The organism is Ferrimonas sediminicola (assembly GCF_005116715.1).
GTDB lineage: Bacteria > Pseudomonadota > Gammaproteobacteria > Enterobacterales > Shewanellaceae > Ferrimonas > Ferrimonas sediminicola.
Map to the genome: position 1 here is coordinate 1 of NZ_SWCI01000006.1, position 19,680 is coordinate 19,680.

A 19,680-nucleotide genomic window follows, 5' to 3' on the forward strand; every position below is an offset into this window, starting at 1 on the left:
CGCCGGGGAGACGCAGCACCCCCCGTCACTCCCGCGAACGCCGGTATCCAGAGCCAATACCACCGTCATGCCGGCGAATGCCGGTATCCAGTGCCTTTGATTGTGGATGACCCCGAGCAGCAAAGCCGCTGGACCCCGGCGTGCGCCGGGGAGACGCAGCACCCCCCGTCACTCCCGCGAACGCCGGTATCCAGAGCCAATACCACCGTCATGCCGGCGAATGCCGGTATCCAGTGCCTTTGATTGTGGATGACCCCGAGCAGCAAAGCCTCTGGACCCCGGCGTGCGCCGGAGAGACTCAACACCCTCCGTCATTCCCGCGAACGCTAGAATCCAGAACCCATACCACTGTCATGCCGGCGAATGCCGGTATCCACTGTCTTTGCCCACCGGCAGAGACAGTGGCTTCGGCGAGGCCCGGTTGAGAAATAATGTGCTCCATCAGTGGGCTTGGGACGGTATACTCCATTCAGTCAAACGAGGCCGGCCGCGCAGTTTTCACCCTCGCTGTGATCGATAATGTGCGCCACACTGTGCCCGTTTGCGCCACAGTCAGAACAACAAAGAGACCCCTATGGCCCAGAAGATTATCTTTGACACCGACCCCGGCATCGATGATGCCATGGCCCTGCTGTTTGCCCACGCCCTGCCCAACATCGACATGGTGGGCATCACCACCGTCTTCGGTAACGGCACCATCGAAGACTGCACCCGCAACGCCTGCTACCTCAACGACAGGTTCAATATGGGCGCCACCGTGGCGCGCGGCGCCGAAGGCCCGCTGACCCGGGATCCGGTTGGCCCCACCACGGTGGTGCATGGTGAGCATGGCCTGGGCACCATCGAGGCACCGGCGGATCAGCCCATTAACATCGACCCTCGCTCCGCCCCGGTCTACATGAGCGAGATGGCCCGGGCCCATCCCGGTGAGATCACCCTGGTGGCGGTCGGCCCGCTGACCAACCTGGCGCTGGCGCTGGAGTATGATCCTGAGATCGTCAATTATGTGAAAGAGGTGGTGATCATGGGGGCCGCCTTCGGCGAGAACGGCCACCGCGGCAACATCTCCCCGGTGGCGGAGGCCAACATCTACGACGACCCCCATGCCGCCGACCTGGTGTTTACCGCCGACTGGCCGGTGACCATTGTCGGTCTGGATGTGACCCACCAGAGCTTCTTCAGCGGCGACTACCTGGACAAGCTGCGCGACGGTGCCGGTGACGTGGGTCAGTTCATCTGGGATGTCAGCCGTTTCTACCTGAAGTTCTACTCCGAGCGAATCGGCGTCGACGGCTGCCACGTACACGACCCCTCCGCCGTGGCCTATGTGGCCGATCCCAGCCTGTTCATCACCCGTCAGGGGCCGGTGCGGGTGGTGACCGAGGGCCCGGCCATCGGCATGACCATCCAGAAGAGCGACGATCAGTTCTATCACCATGACCAGTGGTCCCCCAGCCGCGCCCAGAACGTGTGCGTCGGGGTGGAGAATGAGCGTCTGCTGCAGCTCTACTGGGACAGCATCGTCAGCCTGGCCTGACGACAGGCGGTTTAAAGTTTTCGGCGGGAGCGGTCGCCTCTGGCGATGGATTCGCAAGGGAGTCTATCCCGCCGCGAAGCGATTTCAGGTACCCTATGGCAGATGGAAATGCGGGCACCTGGTGCCGACAGTCAATTAGGGGAAGATATCGGATGTCGCATCGCCTGATCCAGCTTGGTCTGGCGCTGTTTATGCTCGTGAGTATGGCGGTGTTGCCGGGATGGCTCGCCTCGGCCGACGACGAAGTGCGTTGGCTGCTGGAGTACCTGCCCTGGGTGTTACTGGGCGCGGCTGGCCTAGTCAGCTTTGTCTACGGTCTGAACAAACTCGGCTTCATGGTGCTGGTGTGCCTGGGAGCTTACGCCCTGATCCGCACCCAGTTGCAGGTCCCGCTCACCCAGGGCAACGTCGAGCTGATCTTCTGGGCCCTGTGTCTCGTTGCTCCCCTGTTGATTCTCCTCTACGACAAGTTGCCGGAACGCTGGCTGTTCGGCGGTTATCACCTGTCTGCCCTGATGGTGGCCCTGATCCCCTGCGCTTTGGTCTACGGTCTGCTCGGCCGTGATCCCCAGGGCAGTCACGCGGCGCTGGCGGGCTGGTTCGAGCTGCTGGGGGGCTACCCCGCGCCCTGGCTGACGCTGCTGCCGATGGCCGGCTATTTCTGCGCTTGTGCCCTGGGGCAGAGTCGCCGCCAGGACCGGGGGGATTCCGCCTCCCTGCTGTGCCTGATGGCCCTGGCGCTGACCTGTTTCAACTTCGATGTGGCGGCGATCTCCTCGCTGATGTTTACCTGCCTGGGACTGGCGCTGCTGTTGCTGCTGGTGCTCCACAGCTACCGCCTCGCCTTCTACGATCTGCTGACCGGGGTACGCAACCGCCGCAGCCTGGACGCCAGGCTGAAGGGGATCCGGGGTCGCTACCAGGTGGCGATGGTGGATGTCGATCATTTCAAGAGTTTCAACGACGCCTTTGGCCACGATGTCGGCGATGATGTGCTGCGGCTGGTGGCCCAGCGCCTGTCCAGGGTGGGAGCCGGAGGCCGGGTCTACCGTTACGGCGGTGAGGAGTTCGCCATCCTGTTTCCCAGCCGTGATCGCAGGCGCTGCCTGGCGGCCCTGGAGGCGATCCGTCAGGTCATCGCCGACTACCCCTTCCAGGTGCGCGACCGCCAGCCCGGCGGGTCGTCCCGGCGGCGGCATCGCACCAGTGCGCCGAAGATCCCGCCCCAGACCATCACGGTGTCCATGGGGCTGGCTCAGGCCAGGTTTGACGAGACCGGTGCCGAGGCGGTGATCCGCCGCGCCGATGAGCTGCTGTATCAGGCCAAGCAGGCGGGGCGCAACTGCATCCGTGCCGACGTTGCCGTCAGCCGCCGGCCAACACGTCGGCGCGCCGTGGCCTAAGCGACCGAATTTCCGCGCTATCTCTTTAGGCGTAGTCGCGCCGTGTCAACTATCCTCTTTGGTGAATGCCAACCAATGGGAGTGCCGGACCGCTCCTGACGAGGAACAGGATGTTGATATGTTGATTCGGACGGTGCAGGGTGCCATGCCGGTGGCGGTCTGCACCCTGGCGCTGCTGCTGCCCACCTGGCTGCAGGATTCCCACCCCGTTGTCTTGCAGGCGGTTGCCCTATTGCCCTGGCTGCTGCTGTGCACCGCCTGGGGCGTCAGCCGGCTGTTCGGGCAACCCAAGGTCAGCTTTATCCTGCTGGTGTCTCTGCTGTCCTACAGCGTGCTGCAGCTCTACCTGAACCACCTGCTGACCGACGCCAACAACGAGCTGATGATCTGGCTGATGTGCCTGATGGCGCCGCCGCTGATCCTCACCTTCCAGTTGATTCCCGACGCCATGGCGGGGGAATCCAGCAACTGGAAGTGCTATCTGCTGGTGGCTATGACCCTGGGGCTGGGGGCAATGATGCTGGTCAAGGTGCCGGAACCCTCCGAGGTGCTGCTCTCCAGCCTGCCGGGCATGGAGTCGGGCAGCCCGCCGCTGGCGGGATTGATTCTGCTGGCCACCAGCATGATGGTGCCACTGTTTATGATGGTGCAGCGAAGCGAGAGTGTGGACCTGGTGGCGCTGATGGCCTTGCTGGGGCTGGGCTTTGGAGTGTGTGGCTTCCGGGTGCCGACCATGCCGGAGGTGGCGTTCTCCGCCGTGGGGCTGGCCACCATAGTGCTGCTGCTGCTGCACAGCTACCACCTGGCCTTCTTCGATACCCTCACCGGGCTGCGCAATCGCCGCAGCCTGGAGTCGATGCTCAATGATCTGCCCCGCGGCTTCCACTTGGCCATTGCCGATGTGGATCACTTCAAACAGTTCAACGACACCTATGGTCATGAGGTTGGGGACGAGGTGCTGAAACTGGTGGCCCAGCTGCTGGCCGAGGTGCAGTGCGGCGGTCGGGTCTACCGCCTCGGGGGCGAGGAGTTTGTCATCCTGTTCGGCTCCAGCTGCCGCGGACTCTGCGCCAACGCCCTGGATCGGCTGCGCCGCCGGGTGGCGGAGTACCCCTTCTACATCCGCCGGCCGCTAAATGCCCCGTCGGGGGAGGAGGAGGATCGCCCGGAGCAGATCACCATCTCCCTGGGGCTGGTGCAGCAGGGGATCGAGGATCGCCACCTGAAGGATGTGCTGCGCCGGGCCGACGCCGCCCTCTACCGGGCCAAGGCGCGCGGGCGCAACTGTCTGGTGGTGGACGATGGCCGTACCCCGCCCTGGACGGTAATTGGCCGCGGCCATACCCTGCCCTGACTCCAGCGGCGGCTACCAGATCCCCTTGGCTTTCACCCGGCTGGCCTTCTCCAGCTGGGTTTCCAGCTTGGGTTGTTCCGCTTCCGGCGGCGCCGGTAGCGGCTGCCCCAGCTGCCCCTTCAGCCCCTTAATCTGCGACAGCAGCTTCTCCTGCCCCTGCTTCAGTTGCAGCAGCGGGGCGCCGAGATCCGCCTGTTCGGCAACGGGCAGGGCGTCGAGCCGGGCCAGCAACGCCTGCTGTCCCTGAGCCAGCAGTGCCAGTTGGGCCTCGATGGCGGTCAGATCCGTGGCTGTGTCGGCGGGTGCCGGCGGGCGCTGGAGCTGGTGCTCCATCTGCGCCAGTTTCTGGGTCAGGGGCGAGAGGTCGAGGCCGACTTCAGGCTTTGGGGCGGCCATGGCGGTCTTCAGCATGGTGGTCAGTCGCTGCCACTGATCGTCGGACAGCGCTGCCTCGCCTCCCCTGGCCAAGCCCGAACTGGCCAGGCACTGTTGCAGGGCCGCTGCGGCATCGGCCTCTCCCAGGCGGGCGCTCAGCTGAGAGGTCAGCTGGGGGGCGAGTTGATGCAGGAACAGGCCACTGAGGTAGAGATCCCGGTGGAAGGCGTTCCGCCGGGCCTGGCGGGTCTGGCTGTCGCCATCCAGGCTCCTTTCCTGCTGCTGCCACTGACGCAGCCGCTCCACGGCGTACTGGTGGTTCCGGTGCTGTTCCGGCTCCAGGGTGAAACTGCAACGTATGCGCATGGTGGCCTCAGACGGCGTCGGCGGTTTGGGGGTCGGCGGCGTGGTAGCAGCAGATCTCCCGGCTTAGGGCTTCCTGGGGCTCTGGCACCAGCACAATCTTGTCCCCCAGGCTGGGGTAGGCGTCACGGATGGCCGGTTCGATCAGGCTGGCGCCGCCGCCCACCAGGTAGACGCGGTTGGGGTTGCGAGCGAAGGTCTTGGCCTCGTAGGCCACGGCGCTGCCCAGCTCGGCGATCTTCTCGTCGATCTTGCCCAGCACCCAGTCCACCTTGCTCAGGTCGTTGATGACATCGCCGACGAAGTCGCGGTCTTGGCGGCGCTTGATCAGTTCATTGGCCACCAGGTAGCTGGCGTCGCTGTCGGCGGCAGCCAGGGCCTTGCGGGTGGCGTCGGTGACCATGGAGACACCGATGTCGGCATTGCCATAGACGGCGGAGACATCGTCAAACTCGCCGACGATCACCCCCATATCCAGGGTGGTGCCGCCGCAGTCGATCACCAAGGACTTGGTGTAGGGGTTGACGCCGGAGTCCATCAGGGTGGTGAGTACCGCCGGCAGGCTCTCCGGCAGCACCTGGACGTCGACGATCTGGAACAGCTCACCCTTGTTGAGGCTGATCTCCCGCATCAGGTTGGCTTTTTTGCGGGCGATGTTCTCCTCGTTCTTCTGGCAGTCGTCGGCGTTGTAGTACTCGGTAATGGGCAGGGTCACCAGGATGCTCACCGGGCAGGGCTGGATACCGGTCTGCAGCAGGGCATGGTGCACCGACAGCAGGTTGAGGTCGTCGTATTGGAAGGCCACGTGGGTGGTGGACAGGGCTTTGTCCGAGGTGGCGTCGTAGGTGTATTTGGTGCTGCCTACCTGGTAGTTGAACACCTTCTTGTCGCTCAGCAGGGCGGCGCTCTTCCACTCCTTGCGGAAGGAGTTGGGGGAGGTGATGCTGCGCACCAGCCCGTTTTCGATCCAGCTGATTTTTACGTTGGTGGAGCCATCGTCGATGGCGAACTTCATCTTGGCCTGTGGCATTGCGGTTTCCTGAAAATTAGCCCACTGAGTGGGCTAAGGCGACAGATCTTTTCCGGAACTTTAATTTCCTGTCAAAAGTTGCGGACTTCGTTCTTTCTGTCATGCCGGCGAAGGCCTCTATCCAGCGCCTTTGGTTTTGAAGGTGGGCAGCACAGCCCCTGGCCTGCGCCGGGGAGACGATGGTGCCAAAGGATAAGGGAACACTCCGTCGCTGCCTTTGCTCGCGGCTGCAGATTCGCGGGGGAGCCTAAATCCAGCCCATGTGGCTCCCCTTCGCACGGTCATGCCGGCGAACGCCGCTATCCAGCGCCTTTGGTTTTGAAGGTGGGCGGCACAGCCCCTGGCCTGCGCCGGGGAGACGATGGTGCCAAAGGATAAGGGAACACTCCGTCGCTGCCTTTGCTCGCGGCTGCAGATTCGCGGGGGAGCCTAAATCCAGCCCATGTAGCTTCCCTTCGCACGGTCATGCCGGCGAACGCCGGTACCCAGCGTCTTTCATCCAACATGAAAAAAGCCACCGCAGTTGCGGTGGCTTCTCTGTGTCAAGGGTTAGAGCTTACAGCGTGCTGAGTTGCTGCTTCTGCTCTTCCAGCTTGGCGATGTCGCGCTTGGCATCATCCAGCTTGGCCTGCTCCTTGGCGACCACCGCCTCGGGGGCCTTGGCCAGGAAGCCCTGGTTGGAGAGCTTCTTCTCCACCCGCTCGGCGTCCTGGGCCAGCTTGGCGATCTGCTTGTCGATGCGGGCCATTTCGGCGTCCACGTCGATCAGGCCAGCCATGGGGATCAGCAGCTCCATCTCACCGATCAACTGAGTGGTGCACATGGGGGCGTCACCGGACAGCTGTTCGATGGACTCCAGGTTGGCCAGGCGGTTGAGGAAGGTGCGGTTGGCTTCCACCCGGGCCAGATCGGCGTCGTTGGCGCCCTTGAGCAGCACGTTCAGCGGCTTGGACGGGGCCACGTTCAGTTCGCCGCGGATGTTGCGCACCGCCACGATGAACTGCTTGAGCCACTCCAGGTCAGCCTGGGCCTGGTCGTTCACCAGGGTCTGGTCGAACTTGGGGAACTCCCGCAGCATGATGGTCTCTTCGTTGATGCCGCACAGCTTGGAGACGGTCAGCCAGATCTCCTCGGTGATGTAGGGCATCAGCGGGTGCAGCATGCGCAGCATCCCCTCCAGCACGGTCAGCAGGGTGTGGCGGGTGCCGCGCTGCTGGGCGTCGCTGCCGGAGTTCAGTACCGGCTTGGTCAGCTCCAGGTACCAGTCACAGAACTGGTTCCAGGTGAACTCGTAGGCGATGTTGGCGGCCATGTCGAAGCGGTAGCCCTCCATCGCCTCGCGGATCTGCTTCACTGTGTCGTTGTACTGGGCCAGGATCCAGCGGTCCGCCAGGGACAGCTCCATCTCGCCGCCGTTGAAGCCGCAGTTGTGTTCTTGTGTGTTCATCAGCACGTAGCGGCTGGCGTTCCACAGCTTGTTGGCGAAGTTGCGGTAGCCTTCCAGGCGGTTCATGTCCCAGTTGATGTCACGGCCGGTGGAGGCCATGGCTGCCAGGGTGAAGCGCAGGGCGTCGGTGCCGTGGGCGGCGATTCCCTCGGGGAACTGCTTGCGGGTACTCTTCTCGATCTTGGCGGCCAGCTGAGGCTGCATCATGTTGCCGGTGCGTTTCTCAACCAGGGACTCCAGGTCGATGCCGTCGATCATATCCAGGGGATCCAGAACGTTACCCTTGGACTTGGACATCTTGTCGCCGTTCTCGTCGCGGATCAGGCCGGTGACGTAGACGGTCTTGAATGGCACCTGAGGCTTGCCGTTCTCATCCTTGATGAAGTGCATGGTCATCATGATCATCCGGGCAACCCAGAAGAAGATGATGTCGAAGCCGGTCACCAGCACGTCGGAGGGGTGGAAGGTTTTCAGCTCTTCGGTGTTCTCTGGCCAGCCCAGGGTGGAGAAGGTCCACAGGGCGGAGGAGAACCAGGTGTCCAGAACGTCGTCGTCCTGGCGCAGGGCCACATCGGCACCCAGGCCATTGGCGGCGCGCACTTCGGCTTCGGTGCGGCCTACGTAGACCTTGCCGGATTCGTCGTACCAGGCGGGGATGCGGTGGCCCCACCACAGCTGACGGGAGATGCACCAGTCCTGGATGTCACGCATCCAGCTGAAGTACATGTTCTCGTACTGTTTGGGCACAAACTGAATGTCGCCGTTCTCTACCGCTTCGGTGGCGGTCTTGGCCAGGGGCGCGGCCCGGACGTACCACTGGTCGGTGAGCATCGGCTCGATCACCACGCCGCCACGGTCGCCGAAGGGCACCTGCAGTACGTGGTCCTTGATCTCCTCCAGCAGACCCAGCTCTTCGAACTCGGCCACCACCGCCTTGCGGGCGGCAAAACGCTCCATGCCGTGGTACTTCTCTGGCAGGTCGGTGGTGTAGATCTCGGAGGCCTCACCGTTGTGATCGAACACCTCGGCGGCGTCGCGGATGTCGCCGTTGAAGGTGAGGATGTTGATCATCGGCAGCTTGTTGCGCTTACCCACCTCGTAGTCGTTGAAGTCGTGGGCCGGGGTGATCTTCACGCAACCGGTGCCCTTCTCCATGTCGGCGTGCTCGTCGGCGACGATGGGGATGCGGCGGTTGACGATGGGCAGGATGATCTCCTTGCCAATCAGATCCTGGTAGCGGGGATCTTCCGGGTTGACCGCCACGCCGGTGTCGCCCAGCATGGTTTCAGGACGGGTGGTGGCCACCACGATGTAGTCCTTGCCTTCCGCGGTCTTGGCGCCGTCGGCCAGGGGGTAGCGGAAGTGCCACATGAAGCCCTTCTTCTCCCTGTTCTCGACCTCGAGATCGGAGATGGCGGTGTGCAGCTTGGGATCCCAGTTCACCAGGCGCTTGCCGCGGTAGATCAGGTCATCTTCATACAGGCGAACGAACACCTCCTGAACCGCCTTGGACAGGCCCTCGTCCATGGTGAAGCGCTCACGATCCCAGTCCACCGAGGCGCCCAGGCGGCGCAGCTGCTTGGTGATGGTGCCGCCGGACTCGGCCTTCCACTGCCACACCTTGTCGATGAAGGTCTCGCGGCCCAGCTCCTGGCGGGTGACGCCCTGGGCGGCCAGCTGACGTTCCACCACCATCTGGGTGGCGATGCCGGCGTGGTCGGTGCCCACCTGCCACAGGGTGTTCTTGCCTTCCATCCGCTGGAAGCGGATCAGGGTGTCCATGATGGTGTCCTGGAAGGCGTGGCCCATGTGCAGGCTGCCGGTGACGTTCGGCGGCGGGATCATGATGCTGTAGGCGTCTTTGCTGGTGTCGCCGTGGGGCTTGAAGTACCCGGCATTCTCCCAGCGCTGGTAGTGGCGCTGTTCGATGGCGTTGGGGTTGTAAGTCTTATCCATGGGTGTTCCGAAATTCAGTGAAAACTAAAGCGGCTGCGCAGCCAGGTCCTGGGTGGTCAGTTCCACCCCCATCTGGCGGTAAGCGCGGTAACGCTCACGGGCCAGGGCCTTGGCATCGTCGGCAGCCGGGACAAAATCGAAAATTTGCGCAAATTCTACCGCAAATTGGGGCGCTTTGGCGGCCAGGTTGATCAAAACCGGCCGTTTTTTTGAGCTGGACTGGCCATTATGACCAATTTCCACCGGTGCGCCACCCCGGGGACCCTCTCCCACCAGGTTGTGGGGAACGAAGCGATCGGCGTCGAACTGCCACAGGGTTTCATCTATCTGCTCGGCCTGGGCCTGGTCCTCGCAGTGGAGGTAGGCCGGTTTGCCCTGCCGGTAGCAATCGGCCGCCAGCAGGCAGGCGAGGCGCAGGTGGGCGTTCTCGGCGTCGTCGGCGTTGGCATCGATCAGATAGAAGGTGGCGTTGGCCATGCAGTTCGGCTCCTGGTCCCGACCAAAGGGCGAAGGGCGTATTCTAGCGCGTCGGGGCGGCGACAGAAACAGAAAAGGCGGGGATAATCCCCGCCTTTTGTCGTCTTGGGGCCTCAGCCCCTACTCGACGTCCAGCTCACCGGTGCGGGAGAGCAGGAACTGGGTCAGCAGCGGCACGGGGCGGCCGGTGGAGCCCTTGTTGGCGCCGCTCTCCCAGGCGGTGCCGGCGATGTCCAGGTGGGCCCAGCTGTACTTCTTGGTGAAGCGGGACAGGAAGGCCGCAGCGGTGATGGTCCCGGCGGGACGGCCGCCCAGGTTGGTCATGTCGGCGAAGGGGCTCTTCAGCTGCTCCTGGTAGTCCTCCCACAGGGGCAGACGCCAGCAGCGGTCACCGGACTGTTCGCCGGCGTGCTGCAGGTCGTGGGCCAGGGAGTTCTGGTTGGAGAGCAGACCGGAGGCGTGCTTGCCCAGGGCGATGACGCAGGCACCGGTGAGGGTGGCGGTGTCGATCACCAGCTCGGGGTCGAAGCGCTCCACGTAGGTGAGGGCGTCACACAGTACCAGGCGGCCTTCGGCGTCGGTGTTGAGCACCTCGACGGTCTGACCGGACATGGTGGTGAGGATGTCGCCGGGACGGTAGCTCTTGCCATCGGGCATGTTTTCACAGCCGGCCAGGACGAAGACGATGTTGGCCTTGAGATCCAGCTCGCACACCGCCTTCAGGGTGCCCAGCACGCCGGCGGCGCCGCCCATATCGTACTTCATCTCGTCCATGGCCTCGCCGGGCTTGAGGGAGATGCCGCCGGAGTCGAAGGTCAGGCCCTTGCCCACCAAGACGATGGGGCGCTGGTCCTGGTCGCCGCCCTGGTAGTGACAGACGGTCATCATTGACTCGTTGTCACTGCCGCGACCCACGGCCAGGTAGCAGTTCATTCCCAGTTCGGACATCTGCTCCTCGCCGATCACCTCGACCCGCAGCTTGTCGTACTGCTCCGCCAGCTGGCGGGCCTGGCTGGCCAGGTAGGCGGGGTTGCAGATGTTGGGCGGCATGTTGGCCACGTCGCGGCACAGCTTGCTGCCGGCGGCCACACCCAGACCGTGGGCGATCGCCTTCTCACCCACGGTCAGCTCGCGGCGGGTGGGCACGTTGAACACCATCTTGCGCAGGGGGCGGCGGGTCTCATCCTTCTTGCTCTTCAGGGCGTCGAAGGTGTAGAGGGTGGATTGGGTGGTCTCAATCGCCTGGCGCACCTTCCAGTAGGTGTCACGACCCTTGACGTGCAGCTCGGTGAGGAAGCATACCGCCTCCATGGAGCCGGTCTCGTTGAGGGTGTTGATGGTCTTGGCGATGATCTGCTTGTATTGGCGCTCATCCAGTTCGCGCTCCTTGCCGCAGCCCACCAGCAGCACCCGCTCGGAAAGCACATTGGGTACGTGGTGCAGCAGCAGCATTTGACCGGGTTTTCCTTCAAGATCGCCGCGGCGCAGCAGATTGCTGATGTAGCCGTCGCTGATGCGATCCAGTTGTTCTCCTACAGCGGACAGGCGGCGCGGCTCGAACACGCCGACCACGATACAGGCGCTGCGCTGTTTCTCTGGGCTACCGCTTTTTACACTGAACTCCATGCCATCTCCCGGTTTCGTAAAGACAAAGCGTATGAATTGTTAGATAATGGTCCCTTTATCGGCTCCTGACAGCATCATTGCGGAACTCCATCTGCTAAACTGGGGTCCGCCCCGATGTTGCCCCCTAATATGATAGGGTATAAGGGCCCGGGCTGGTTACAAAAACATCCGAAAGTAACCAGTTTACTTAAATAACGTCTCGTTTCCAGAGAAATTACAAGTTTGCTAGTTGAGCACAGACTTTGATTATCTTTCGCTACTTGTTGAAGGAAGCGTTCAGAGCACAGATCGCCGTGTTGGCCGTGCTGGTTTCCATTTTTGTAAGTCAACAGTTCGTTCGCATCCTGGCGGACGCCGCCGAGGGGCAGCTTCCCGGTAAGCTGATCACCACCCTGGTGGCGCTGAACATGCCCGAACTGCTGGCGCTGATCTTGCCGCTCTCCCTGTTTCTGGGGATCCTGCTGGCCCATGGCCGTCTCTATGCCGACAGCGAGATGACGGTGCTGCATGCGGTGGGGGTCTCCGAGTGGTATGTGACCCGGGTGACCCTGGTGCTGGCGCTGATCATGGCCATCCTGTCCGGTTTTATCTCCATCCAGGTGGCGCCCTGGGCCAAGGAGACCGAATACCAGGTGCTGGAGAAGGCCGAGTCCGAGGCGGGGCTGGCGGCACTGGTGCAGGGCCGGTTCCAGCAAGCCTCCAACGGCAAGGCGGTGATCTACGTTGAGGGGCTGTCCAAGGGCAAGCTGGAGAACGTGTTCGTGGCGATGCTGCCTCCCAGCGACCAGCCGGACAGCGAAACCTCCATCGTCATGGCCAGCGGCGGCGCCATGGTGGAGGAGCGCGACGGCTCCCAGCGACTGCAGCTGAGTCAGGGCACCCGCTACAACATGATTGCCGGGTCGCCGGAGTCCAACCAGATCGGCTTCGATACCTACCAGATGGAGATCAAGGAGCAGGAGGTGGACAAGAAGCGCCGCAAGCTCTCGGCCTACTCCATGCAGCAGCTGGTGGATGAGGGCACTCCCCACGCCTGGGCCGAGATCCATTGGCGGCTGGCGGTGCCCATTGCCATTCCGCTGCTGACCCTGATCGCCGTGCCCATGGCCCGCACCAACGTCCGCCAGGGCAAGTTTGCCAAGATGATGCCGGCGATACTGATGTACCTGGGCTACTTCGCCTTGATGATGGCGGGCCGTAAGGCGATCGAGGATGAGGTGATCCCCGCCGCCCTGGGGATGTGGGGCATCCACCTGGCCGCCCTGGCCATCGGGGTGGTGCTGGTCGGCAAGGGGCGTCCGGCGGGCAAGAAGATCGCCGCCAAGCTGGTGAGGAGCAAGTGATGATCAAGATCCTTGACCTCTATATCGGCCGCACCATCATCAGTACCTCCGCCCTGTGCCTGCTGGTGCTCAGCGGCCTGTCGGGACTGATCAAGTTCGTCGATCAGCTGCGCTACGTGGGCCGGGGGGATTTCGATATCTTCGATGTGGGCCTGTACGTGCTGTTCCTGGTACCCCGGGACATCGAGATGTTCTTTCCCATCGCTGCCATGCTGGGTGCCCTGATCGGCATCGGCATGTTGGCCTCCAGTTCGGAGCTGGTGGTGATGCAGGCGGCGGGGATGTCCAAGTTTCAGATCACCCTGTCGGTGATGAAGACCGCGGTGCCGCTGATGCTGACCATCATGCTGGTGGGCGAGTATGTGGCGCCGGCCTCCGAAGCCACCGCCCGAGAGATGAAGGCGCAGAAGATCTCCGGCGGCAACCTGATCGGCGGGGCAAGAGGCTCCTGGGCCAAGGATGGTGACAGTTTTGTCAATATCGGTACGGTGCAGGACACCGGCCACCTGCAGAACGTGACCATCTACCATTTCGACAAGTCCCGCAACCTGGACCAGGTAACCTTCGCCAAGCAGGCGGTGTTTGACGGTGACGCCTGGCGCATCATCGACATTACCGACACCCTGATGGAGGAGAAGCAGGTGACGGTGAGCGAGCGGGAACAGGGCCGCTGGAAGTCGACCCTGACGCCGGACAAGCTGCAGGTGGTGACGGTGCATCCGGAATCCCTCTCCATCAGCGGCCTGCTGGACTACCTGGACTACCTCAAGGTGAACCAGCAGGACCCCACCCGCTATCAGCTGGCGCTGTGGCGCAAGGTGGGGCAGCCGGTGACGGTGGCGGTGATGATGCTGCTGGCGTTGTCGTTCATCTTCGGCCCGCTGCGCAGCGTCACCATGGGGGCGCGGATCCTGCTGGGGGTGGTGACCGGTTTCAGCTTCTACCTGGTCAGCGAGATCTTTGGTCCTATGAGCCTGGTGGCCAACCTGCCGCCCTTCCTGGGGGCGTTCCTGCCGGCGATGCTGTTTGCCGGGGTGGCCATCTACCTGCTGCAGCGGCGCTAGGGCCGACCTTCGAACCCCGGAACTGGAAGAGGGAGCCCTGGGGCTCCCTCTTGGATTTAAGTCATTTTGTGGTAGGCGATCATTACTGTCACGGCGCCCGTCAGGGCGACCATGGTTCCCATAAGGCCGTTGCCGTCGGCGGTCAGTTGAAGAAGCTCGGCCAGGTAGCCGCCGGAGATGGCGCCTCCTACGGCGAGTCCCAGCGCCAGCGGGAGACCATACCCCCGCGTCCCCCTCATCGTCCACAGTGCCCAGTAGCCTACCGAAATACCGGCCACTATCCAGGTCAGGATCACCATGGGACCTCTCCTTAAGCGCGACGAGTCACCGGCGCGCCACCCTTAAGGATAGCTTGCTCAGGAGCCCATGCGAGCCCGATTCTGTTCCAGGGTCAACTCCACCATTTCGCTGTCGCTCCAGCAGTCGTGCAGGGCGCGCCGGTCGGCGCGCAGCAGCATGGTCAGGGACATCAGGCCAAACAGCGAGGTCAGGGCCCGAATCACCCCCTGCCGCCAGTTGATCAGGCTGCCATCGGTGTTCTGCAGCTTCAGCCGCCAGGCGCGCATGCCGATGGTTTGGCCGGATTTTTGCCAGAAGTAGCAGAAGAACAGCATCACGCCTCCAAGCTTGAACAGCTCGTTGACCAGGGTCCAGAGAGGACTGTGCTGCAGGACATCGATGGCGTGCTTCTGCCCCAGGTTGTCCACCAGGCCGTTGGCCACCAGGGCACCGAACAGCAGGAAGAACAGGGCACCGGCCGTCATGTAGATGGCCAGGGCAACCAGGGCGTCGTAGAGCAGGGTGGCAAGGCGGCGTTTCAGGCTGGCCCTGGGGGCATTGGCATGGGAGTGCATAACAGATCCTAATTAGAGGCTGGCGGCAGTGTACCAGAGAAAGCCGGCATTGGCAGGTTGTGACGTGGCGCACGCATGGCTGTCGCTTGGTGTGAGGCAGGTTGGGGAATCGGTGATTCCGTGATCCCGGGCCGAGGGCGCAATGAAGCAGGTTGCGGCCCCAAAAAAACATGACATTCTCTTAACGCAGTGAATAACTTCTGCCGACAATCGCCCACATTTCATCCATGTCGAGTGCAACTTTACTTCATCATTAAAATTAAGTCTGAGTTAAGTCGCTTTTCCTTTACTGGATGATCTCTTGGTAAGCAATTGATTTAGATGTGGAAGATATTTCCCTCGCCTGGGCACCCCAAAATGGGGCAGGTTAGCTGGTTGGATCTCTGTCAAGAACGAGGTTCGGCGGCCGATACCAAGGATGTGCCCAGCACTGAGTCGCCAAAAATCACACAGAGACCCTGTATCCGTGATTTTGGCGATTTCTGTCGAATGGATCACCCCAAGGGATCGACCCAGAGGAGAGGCTACCTCACCGTGTCCGTCGGTCGTGTCACTGGATCAGTTGCTGCAGTAGGTGGAGAAGATATATGAAGCGACTCGGTTTGATGGGAAAGTTGTTGCTGCTGGCAACCCTGCCCCTGGTGGTCACCATGGCTCTGGTGACAGTTGGTTCCATCTATTTGAAGGGGGAGACCCTCGATCAGCAGGTGGCCACCTTCAATGAGGATCTGCGCAGCGAGAAGATGGCGCAGGTGAAGGACGCAGTGGCCATTGCCGTGGGTGTGGTTCGCAACGAGATCAAGGCCCAGCCGGACCGGGATCCGCTGGAGGTGGTGAGTGAAACCCTGACTCAGATCGAGTTTGGTGACGGCGGCTACTTCTTCGTCTACGACATGGAGGGCACCAACCTGTTTCATGCCCTCAAGCCGGAGGTGGAGGGGAAAAACCTGATCCACCTGAAGGATCCCAACGGCACTCCCTTCATTGTCGAACTGATCAATGCCGCCAAGGCCGGTGGCGGCACCTCCTCCTACTTCTACCAGAAGCCCGGCAGCGACAAGCTGGTGGAGAAGATCAGCTGGGTTGAACCGCTGAACGAGCATGGCTGGTGGCTGGGTACCGGGGTCTATGTGGATGAGATCGACAACGCCGTGGCTGATTTCCGGGCCAATGCCGAGGCGATGGCGGCCAAGGAGACCGCCACCACCCTGGTGGTGGCGCTGGTGGTGATCGTGCTGGTGGTGATCGCCATCGTCTATGTGTCCCGCCGTACCCTGGCGCCGGTCAATGCCATGCTGGCCAGCCTGCAGGAGATCGCCCAGGGCGAGGGGGATCTGACCAAGCGGCTGGAGGTCAAGGGGCAGGATGAGATCGCCCAGTTGGCCGAAGCGTTCAACCAGTTCACCTCCAAGCTGCAGGAGACCATCCGCGAAGTGGCCGAGGCCACCGAACAGGTGGGGATGGCGGTGGACAACATCAACGATCAGACCGCCACCATCAGCCGTCAGCTGGCGACCCACAACGACGAAACCGAACAGGTGGTGACCGCGGTGACCGAGATGAGCACCGCCGCCGCCCAGATTGCCGGCAACGCCAACCAGGTAGCGGACGCCACCCAGGCCGCCGCCGATGACGCCGGCACCGCCCAGACCAAGCTGGGACACTCGGTGACCTCCATCAACGCCCTGGTGGGCGAGGTGGACCTGGCGGCCCAGCACATCGACCGCCTCAACGAGCAATCCACCAAGATCCACAGCGTCCTCGGGGTGATCGGCGACATCGCCGATCAGACCAACCTGCTGGCGCTCAACGCCGCCATCGAGGCGGCCCGGGCCGGCGATCAGGGCCGGGGCTTCGCCGTGGTGGCGGACGAGGTGCGGGGTCTGGCCAGCCGCACCCAGACCAGCACCCTGGAGATCAAGGAGATGCTCGATGAACTGCACCAGTCGGTCTCCAAGGCGGTGGAGACCATGGGCAACAGCCAGCAGAACTGTGAGACCACGGTGAGTGCCTCTTCCGAGATCACCACCAGCCTCAATGCGGTCTCCGGTGCGGTGAACGAGATCAACGACATGACCAGCCAGATCGCCACCGCCGCCACCGAGCAGAGCTCGGTGACCGAGGAGATCAACCGCAACATGGTGGCCATTCGCGACATCGTCGGCGAGCTGGTGCACGCCAGTGAGGAGTCGGCGCAGATCTCCGAACAGCTGGGGATGTCCGGCCAGGCGCTGCGCCAGCTGGTGGGGCAGTTCAGGGTGTAGCCCCTCCCCCGGCCTACAGGCCCCGCCCGGTGCGGGGCCTTTTTGTGTCGCGGCTGCATGGGACCGATGGCATCCGCTGCCGCCCGGCCCGGGGCCTCGGGCGGGCCATGGCCGATTTCTATCCAGTTGATGCAAAGGGGGTTGCGCCGAAACGCAAGGGGTCTATAATGCAAACCCTCTATGCCGAGGTGGCGGAATTGGTAGACGCAGCGGATTCAAAATCCGCCGGTGGTGACACCTTGAGGGTTCAAGTCCCTCTCTCGGTACCAAACACAGAGAAAGGCCCTGACGAAAGTCGGGGCCTTTTTCGTTTCCGCCTCTATCGGACCTGTGGTGCTGTAGATCAAGGCAATGACCTGATAACACTGATGATCTGAGTCAAAAGGTGAAGGCTGCGCCGGAGATAGACTTGACACCATCTCTTAACATTGCATTGATAAGTGGGTAACCCTTGGCTAATCCTCTCCGGTGTATTGTGTTCACCCTCCTGATTGTTTGTTTCTCTGCGATGGGTCAAGAGTCAGAGGGGGTTATTCTTTTCGAACGATTGAACTCTCCGAAGCAATATATCGCGCTACTCGATGCCGACGTTGGCATGTTGATGGACCTTGAGTTGCACTGGAAAGCCTGGGTGTTGATGGGGGAGCCGGTGATCTACAGTGAGGCTCGATGGCGTTTGCGTGGTTTGGAGTTGATCGATCGGGTTTCTGGAGAACTGCGTTGGTTTGGTCTTTGCGCGAAGAGGAAGACCTACGATTGTCTTCCGGATTCCGTTGCCAGAACCATCAAGCCCATTCAGCTAAAGATGCTGATACCGATATTGCGCCCTGCCCAAAAAACCGTGCCAGCATCAGAGCTGATGGCTGCTAACGGATTGATTCTGGATCCCGGGGTGCTGGTGGACACATCACTGGTGGACATCGCCCAGACAGAACTCTCTTTTAATACACCTGGCAGCCCCCTTTGGAGCAGGGCTGTGGTCTCCAATATGTACTCTGCCAGTCAGAAGCGCCTTGGTATTGAGCGGTTATCCTATCTGCCGGAGGGCGAGGCGCAGGCGCTGTTTCAGACCGGGTTTGAGCTGAGTGAGAGGCAGCATGTCCGCGCCTATTCCATCGCTTTTTCAGCGACCTTCTACCACTTTACCGAGTATCTGCTTGAGCAGCGACGCCTCGAATCCGAAAAGCAACTAAACCGGGTTAAAGCAGACCGCATTGATGTTGCAGTCAGTACTGCCGTACAGCCGGAAGAAGATGACATTTTCGCGGAGTTTGAACGCGATTACATCACCAGCAACATAGAGGCTGAAATGCAGTCACAAGAGTCAAACCTGCAAGGGGAGTTAGAACGACGGCGACAAAGGTTGCTGGAGATGGGGCGTCAGGAGAGTGCTCTGTTATCAAAACGTATTCGGGAGATTCAAAACCGAGTTTTGCCGGGGGAGACCTTGGTGCCTGTGCGTGATGAGGGCGCGAATAAGAAGCGCAGCCTGTATGGTTTCAAGAGAAGTGTTGTTCATCAGGAGTGGGTCATTCAGCCTCAGTTTGATGGCGCAGGTGATTTTCGCCAGGGGCTTGCGCTGGCCTCGGTGGGCAAAGGCACAGACCGTCGCTATGGGTTCATTAATCCTGAGGGAGACTGGGTTATTGCACCACAATTTGAGAATGCCAGAGGATTTTCCGAGGGGCTGGCTGCTGCTGTTGGAAAAGGACGGTATGGCGGCAGCAAATTTGGTTTTATCGATACTCAGGGAGAGTGGGTGATTGCGCCGGCCTTTGATGATGCCAGAGACTTTGTGGATGGCCGGGCGCGCGTAGAATCTAGCTATAAGTGGGGGGTGATCAACACCGATGGAGAGTGGGTGATTCGGCCAGGGTTTGCCGAGTTGGGCGAGTTTTCCGAAGGGCTGGCCGAAGTGCAGCGGCGACCCGGCGACTACGCCAGTGAAGAGTATATCGATACCAGCGGTGACAGGGTGTTTGACAATAGATTCGATGAAGCCCACCCTTTTTCCGAAGGGAGGGCCCGGGTGTGGATGAGGGATAAAGGCTATGGCTTTATTGGTCCTAATGGACGCTGGGTGGTAGAGCCCAGCTATGCGCAGGCAGAGGACTTTGCTGAAGGGCTGGCCTCGGTTCAGAAAAGCCGAGGAGGGTTATATGGGTATATCGATTCTGATGGGTTCTGGGTTATCCAGCCCTCTTTTATCTCGCCGGCTCCATTCTCTGAAAGCAAGGCGGCAGTGCGCAGGGCGGAAGATCAACTCTTTGGGTACATTGGCCGCGATGGAGAATGGTTGATCCAGCCCCAATTTGATTCGGCGATGCCATTCTCCGGAGGCCGGGCGGTTGTGACATTTGACACCAGGTATGAGAAAGGAGATTGCCGCAACACGCGCCAGTATTGGATGGCTGCGATCATTGATGAGACAGGTGAAATGGTTGTCGGGCCGGTGGCGAAGAGCCGCTATCTGGGGGACGGAAAGTGTTTAAAAAGTGGCTTTCACCTGTATCAGGATAATGTCAATTAGTGGGGCAGAGATCGGTTCGTGGCAGCATTCAGGAAAAACGGCTAACCGACTTTTCGT

Annotated in this window: 14 protein-coding genes and 1 tRNA gene; 8 read left to right on the plus strand and 7 right to left on the minus strand. The window is 61.7% G+C overall.

What is annotated here, in order from left to right; translation table 11 throughout:
* Positions 1–574: 574 nt before the first annotated feature.
* From FCL40_RS10560 to FCL40_RS10570, 3 genes are all read left to right on the plus strand, one after another.
* Positions 575–1,537, plus strand: a complete 963-nt coding sequence (locus FCL40_RS10560; protein WP_136853274.1) for a nucleoside hydrolase — start codon at positions 575–577, stop codon at positions 1,535–1,537.
* Between the two features lie 152 nt (positions 1,538–1,689).
* On the plus strand, positions 1,690–2,940 hold the full coding sequence (locus tag FCL40_RS10565) for a GGDEF domain-containing protein (protein ID WP_169307081.1): 1,251 nt from the start codon (positions 1,690–1,692) through the stop codon (positions 2,938–2,940).
* Positions 2,941–3,058: 118 nt separating this feature from the next.
* The gene (locus tag FCL40_RS10570) at positions 3,059–4,294 is read left to right on the plus strand and encodes a GGDEF domain-containing protein (RefSeq protein WP_136853276.1); all 1,236 of its coding nucleotides are present in this window, start codon (positions 3,059–3,061) and stop codon (positions 4,292–4,294) included.
* Positions 4,295–4,306: 12 nt separating this feature from the next.
* Here the strand turns inward: FCL40_RS10570 and FCL40_RS10575 are convergent, their stop codons facing one another.
* From FCL40_RS10575 to pepA, 5 genes are all read right to left on the minus strand, one after another.
* A complete protein-coding gene (locus FCL40_RS10575) occupies positions 4,307–5,035 on the minus strand; it encodes a hypothetical protein (RefSeq protein WP_136853277.1) in 729 nt (242 codons plus the stop codon).
* 7 nt (positions 5,036–5,042) lie between these two features.
* Entirely contained in the window at positions 5,043–6,062 is a 1,020-nt protein-coding gene (parM, locus tag FCL40_RS10580; RefSeq protein WP_136853278.1) for a plasmid segregation protein ParM domain-containing protein, read from the minus strand.
* 556 nt (positions 6,063–6,618) lie between these two features.
* A complete protein-coding gene (locus tag FCL40_RS10585; RefSeq protein WP_136853279.1) occupies positions 6,619–9,465 on the minus strand; it encodes a valine--tRNA ligase in 2,847 nt (948 codons plus the stop codon).
* Between the two features lie 24 nt (positions 9,466–9,489).
* Positions 9,490–9,942, minus strand: a complete 453-nt coding sequence (locus FCL40_RS10590) for a DNA polymerase III subunit chi (protein WP_136853280.1) — start codon at positions 9,940–9,942, stop codon at positions 9,490–9,492.
* A gap of 120 nt (positions 9,943–10,062) precedes the next feature.
* On the minus strand, positions 10,063–11,568 hold the full coding sequence (pepA, locus tag FCL40_RS10595) for a leucyl aminopeptidase (RefSeq protein ID WP_136853281.1): 1,506 nt from the start codon (positions 11,566–11,568) through the stop codon (positions 10,063–10,065).
* 242 nt (positions 11,569–11,810) lie between these two features.
* Here pepA and lptF point away from each other — a divergent pair, with 242 nt between their 5' ends.
* Positions 11,811–12,911, plus strand: coding sequence for an LPS export ABC transporter permease LptF (gene lptF, locus FCL40_RS10600; protein ID WP_136853282.1), 1,101 nt, complete (start codon positions 11,811–11,813; stop codon positions 12,909–12,911).
* Positions 12,912–12,913: 2 nt separating this feature from the next.
* The gene (lptG, locus tag FCL40_RS10605) at positions 12,914–13,975 is read left to right on the plus strand and encodes an LPS export ABC transporter permease LptG (protein ID WP_136853469.1); all 1,062 of its coding nucleotides are present in this window, start codon (positions 12,914–12,916) and stop codon (positions 13,973–13,975) included.
* A gap of 56 nt (positions 13,976–14,031) precedes the next feature.
* Here the strand turns inward: lptG and FCL40_RS10610 are convergent, their stop codons facing one another.
* Entirely contained in the window at positions 14,032–14,274 is a 243-nt protein-coding gene (locus tag FCL40_RS10610; RefSeq protein WP_136853283.1) for a GlsB/YeaQ/YmgE family stress response membrane protein, read from the minus strand.
* A 57-nt stretch (positions 14,275–14,331) separates the two neighbouring features.
* Positions 14,332–14,829 carry an RDD family protein gene (locus FCL40_RS10615; RefSeq protein ID WP_136853284.1) on the minus strand — a complete coding sequence of 166 codons (498 nt, stop codon included), beginning with the start codon at positions 14,827–14,829 and terminating at the stop codon, positions 14,332–14,334.
* Between the two features lie 587 nt (positions 14,830–15,416).
* Here FCL40_RS10615 and FCL40_RS10620 point away from each other — a divergent pair.
* The 3 genes from FCL40_RS10620 to FCL40_RS10630 all read left to right on the plus strand — a co-directional run bounded on the left by FCL40_RS10620 (position 15,417) and on the right by FCL40_RS10630 (position 19,623).
* A complete protein-coding gene (locus tag FCL40_RS10620) occupies positions 15,417–17,093 on the plus strand; it encodes a methyl-accepting chemotaxis protein (RefSeq protein ID WP_136853285.1) in 1,677 nt (558 codons plus the stop codon).
* Between the two features lie 182 nt (positions 17,094–17,275).
* Positions 17,276–17,362, plus strand: a tRNA-Leu gene (locus FCL40_RS10625).
* 206 nt (positions 17,363–17,568) lie between these two features.
* Positions 17,569–19,623: a WG repeat-containing protein gene (locus FCL40_RS10630; protein ID WP_136853286.1), complete on the plus strand. Its 2,055-nt coding sequence runs from the start codon at positions 17,569–17,571 to the stop codon at positions 19,621–19,623.
* The last annotated feature ends 57 nt before the right edge of the window (positions 19,624–19,680 follow it).